The sequence below is a fragment of the Acinetobacter sp. V2 genome (genome assembly GCF_001188385.1).
In the GTDB taxonomy this organism is placed as follows: Bacteria; Pseudomonadota; Gammaproteobacteria; order Pseudomonadales; family Moraxellaceae; genus Acinetobacter; species Acinetobacter oleivorans.
The window spans coordinates 1,403,229-1,406,949 of the sequence record NZ_JZFB01000001.1 but is presented as its reverse complement, the minus strand read 5'-3'; the positions used below and the strand labels follow the sequence as shown (position 1 = coordinate 1,406,949).

The window sequence follows — 3,721 nt, the reverse complement described above, 5'->3', positions numbered from 1 at the left end:
TTTTTTTTGCCTCAACTGATATATTGAAATTCTCGAAAGTTTTCTTAATATCAAGTAAGGAATAATGGAAATTTTTCAGATTTCGTTGAGCTTGCAGATAAACAGTAATAAGGTTTAAATCTATTTGTTTATCGTATTTTGCAGCAATTGCGGACGCAATAATAAAGGCGATGTTTGAACTATTTGACTCTATTGATCCTACTTTAAGTTTAGAAATAGAACTCTGGATATTATCAGGTATATGTTGGACTGAAGCTGAGCACATATTTATTGACCTATAGACTGTGGTAGCTTGGGTTGTATTCAGCCCTGCTAATAATGATATAAAAATGATGAGTTTTTTTAATTTAATGGTCATATAAAGGTTTGAACGCCATTTTTACTTAGCAAAACTTTAAGTTTCCGTAGCAGTTTTTAATGCCTACCTGTCCAGAATCAATAGGATTAATAATCAATTCTCGACCAACTAAGCCTCCTAATGCTTCCCCAAGTCCTACATCAATCCGCTGTTGTGTTTCGATATCAGTGAGTAAAACTTTCGGTAAGGAAAGCCACCATCCAGGTTGAGCAGCTACAGTATTTTCGAAGCTACCAGAACTTATTTTTTGCCACTGGATAGCTTGCTTTTGTAAGGATAGTGATGTGTCACTAGTAGGAATAGTTCCTGCTGCATCTTGAGCTAGTAAAATTTCATGGAAACCAGATAGCGGATAATCTTTTAATGTGGCATTACTTAGAGTTAAACCTAAAGGTAGATCTAAGATACCTAATAGTTTTAGTGGACCAGTTTTAGCTACTACATTATCCAGCGTTGCTGATGTAGAGCGGTTAAGAATAAGCGGTTTGTTATAATCATTAATATGTGCTTCTGTAGAGATCAATCCATTTTCAATCACTACATTCTTCAGAACAGTATTCGTAAGTGTTAAATTCAAATCACCAGATAAAGAGTTAATTCCTGCTGTGTCATCAGCTAATGTTGTTAAATCTGTATTTGATCCCAATCCAAGTTTGCCTAATATGCCTAATGCCCCAAGGCGAAAGCCAACAATTTCTCGAGTAGAAGCTTTGTCTGGCGATTTTATAGCAAACTCGATAAAAGGATTAGTAATAACGGCATCTGATCCTGCATAGCTACCATTTACGGGGAGGACACCTGCTAAACTAATATTTTCAATATCAATGTCACAACCCACTCCTTTAGTCCCACCGCAACCTAACTGTAAACGTTTAATATTCGCATTTAATTCTACTTGTGCTTCCATTCCGAGACGATAAAAACCTACATCTGCATTTGGATTACCATTTTGATTAGCTGCAATATTGGTTAGATTAAATAATGCTTGACCAGTTACGCTCGCTAAACTTTTATCATTCAAGGCATTGAGTTCGGCGTTTACAAGAGAACTGACCAACATTAATGGTATTGTAAATAAGAAAGCCTGTTTTATACTTCTGAGATTATTCATATCAGTTCCTTTGCTTAAAGATGATTAGACTCAAGTTTATGAGTCCAAGCTCTTTTGCCTTACAGCCTTATTGTTTGAGTGTGACTTTTAGGTAATTGTTTTGTTTAAGCATTTTTACTGAACAAAATAGAATTTATTCTCTTTGGAGGATAAAACTACAAGCAAAAGCATAATGTGTTCAGTGACCACATTATGCTTATAGTATGTGTGCGGTGTCAACATGTCTTTAAAGCAATCAGAAAATTTAAGTCAAAAATCAAATTATCATCATGGAAATGTACGTGAAGAATTATTGAATGCAGGGTTGGTTCATTTAGAAAATAATGATGCTGAAAGCCTGAGTTTTAGAGAAATGGCAAGGCAAATTGGCGTAAGTGCTAACGCTGTATATCGGCATTTCGAAAGCAAAGATAGCTTTCTAGTAGCGTTGGCAGCAAAAGGATTTCAGCGTTTACAGGAGGAACAAAGTCAAACATTACAATATGCTAGTTCTCAGCCAGAGGCTTTGAAATTATTTGGTTTAGCCTATATCAACTTTGCAAAAAATAATCGAAATCTCTTTGCTTTGATGTTTAATCCTGACTTACAAAAGAATGAAGCAATTGAGTTAAAAGAGGCAGTGGATAGTACATATACACAATTACAAAGATTAACGGCTTCAATTTTGGGGTTGAGTGAAGATGATGCTCAAGTTGAAGTATTAGCAATGTTGAGTTGTAGTCTTGTACATGGACTATCTCATCTTTTACTGGAAGGACGTCTAGCTGAATCAGAAGAAAAAGCAAATAATTTAGTCGTATTAATTATGAATTATGCGACGAGTTTACTTGCTTCTTCGGCAGAGATAAATTCTTAATTTATTCGATATCTGAAGTTTAAAAAAGCAGCCTAGATTTTACTAGGCTGCTTAAATCACGACCACGTGATCATTCCCTGTGTGCTGCGATGAACATGGCGACGACCGATTTGCAATAGGACTCGATTTCATTATCGTCGTTTGCTTTCGTCTCATCGAAGCGTGCAATCATTAAAAGATCAGATCCTTTGAAAAGCGCGGCAAACATTCGAGCAGATTGACGAGGATTAGGCACGTTTAGAAGCGCTTTGGTATGCAACTGACACAGTATGGCCTCGATTTGGGCGATGACATGGGCAGGGCCGGCTTCGTAATGCAGTTTGCTTAATGGTTTTTGATTTGTTTTGTCAGCTACGATCATAGCCTCGACACTGCGAACATCTGGACTCAACAATGTACGCAGTAGAGATGATCCCACCGCCATGAGCTGTTCTTCGGCTGAACCTTGGATTCCTTCAAAAAGAGTTTGTGGTGCAAATTGTTGGCATCGGGCCAATATTGCTGCGCTGAAAAGTGCTTCCTTATTTTCAAAGTGCCGATAGATACTGAGCTTCGATATTTTTGCTCTCTGAGCGACTTTGTCTAATGTTGCTGCTTGAAAACCCAATTCGACAAAAAGTTCATACGCAGTATCGACTATCGTTTGGGCTAATGCTTGATTGATTGGCCGACCGCGCTGACTTTTTTTTTCGCTCATAATAATTACAGTCCTTGACAGTATCTTAATTTCTAAATTACGATACCATGGAGTATCCAAAATCTGCAAGTTATTGATCAGGTCTCAATGATATTTTCCAGACCTCAATCTCCTCCTGAAATATCTAATGCGGTGTCGTTAGGTTGATCAGCACAGTGATGGGTGACTTTCTCTACAATGCCGAAGAGTATTGTATTCATTAGCTAACTGCTTGATTTACATTAGGAGCCTATCACTATGGATGATGTCATTATTATAGGTGGCAGCTTTGCTGGTCTTGCCGCCGCTTTGCAACTTGGCCGTGCTCGTCGCAAGGTCACCGTTCTTGACACGGGTCTGCCGCGCAACCGCTTCGCTGGCCATTCGCATGGTCTTCTTGGTCATGATCATAAGCCACCACTAGAAATCTTAGCTGAGGCACGTCAGCAGTTAGAGCGCTATCCAACTATTAGGTTAGTCAATGCTCAGGCTGACAGCATTTCTGGTTCTATCGATAATTTCTCTGTTCATACTAGCGATGGCAAAAGCTTGGGCGCACGCCGTCTAATCTTAAGTTATGGTGTTGTTGACCAGATGCCAGATGTTTCTGGTTTTGCTGACAATTGGGGTGCTTCCATCGTACCTTGCCCATATTGCGATGGCTTTGAAGTCGCTGAACAACATTGGGGACTCATTTGGTCTGGTTCAAAGTCTCACAAT

At 38.7% G+C, this 3,721-nt stretch carries 4 protein-coding genes and 1 pseudogene; 2 read left to right on the top strand and 3 right to left on the bottom strand.

The window, feature by feature from the left end; translation table 11 throughout:
- Both UC75_RS20460 and UC75_RS06440 read right to left on the bottom strand, forming a co-directional pair.
- Nucleotides 1–265, bottom strand: a pseudogene (locus UC75_RS20460) (hypothetical protein); the annotation flags it as partial.
- Nucleotides 266–383: 118 nt separating this feature from the next.
- Nucleotides 384–1,469 (bottom strand): hypothetical protein, encoded by a 1,086-nt coding sequence (locus UC75_RS06440; protein WP_049837070.1) that lies wholly within the window; start codon nucleotides 1,467–1,469, stop codon nucleotides 384–386.
- A gap of 220 nt (nucleotides 1,470–1,689) precedes the next feature.
- Here UC75_RS06440 and UC75_RS06435 point away from each other — a divergent pair, with 220 nt between their 5' ends.
- Nucleotides 1,690–2,325, top strand: a complete 636-nt coding sequence (locus UC75_RS06435) for a TetR/AcrR family transcriptional regulator (RefSeq protein ID WP_049837069.1) — start codon at nucleotides 1,690–1,692, stop codon at nucleotides 2,323–2,325.
- A gap of 70 nt (nucleotides 2,326–2,395) precedes the next feature.
- Here UC75_RS06435 and UC75_RS06430 read toward each other — a convergent pair whose 3' ends face one another.
- Nucleotides 2,396–3,022 carry a TetR/AcrR family transcriptional regulator gene (locus UC75_RS06430; protein ID WP_049837068.1) on the bottom strand — a complete coding sequence of 209 codons (627 nt, stop codon included), beginning with the start codon at nucleotides 3,020–3,022 and terminating at the stop codon, nucleotides 2,396–2,398.
- A 237-nt stretch (nucleotides 3,023–3,259) separates the two neighbouring features.
- On the opposite strand from UC75_RS06430, the gene UC75_RS20455 reads away from it, so the two are divergent.
- The coding region (locus UC75_RS20455) for an NAD(P)/FAD-dependent oxidoreductase (RefSeq protein WP_228137136.1) at nucleotides 3,260–3,721 on the top strand (462 nt) is incomplete at its 3' end.

Excerpts from the sequence above, each read along its gene's own strand:
- UC75_RS06430 (WP_049837068.1), bottom strand. The coding sequence starts at position 3,022 with ATGAGCGAAAAAAAAAGTCAGCGCGGTCGGCCAATCAATCAAGCATTA.
- UC75_RS06435 (WP_049837069.1), top strand. The coding sequence starts at position 1,690 with ATGTCTTTAAAGCAATCAGAAAATTTAAGTCAAAAATCAAATTATCAT.
- UC75_RS06440 (WP_049837070.1), bottom strand. The coding sequence starts at position 1,469 with ATGAATAATCTCAGAAGTATAAAACAGGCTTTCTTATTTACAATACCA.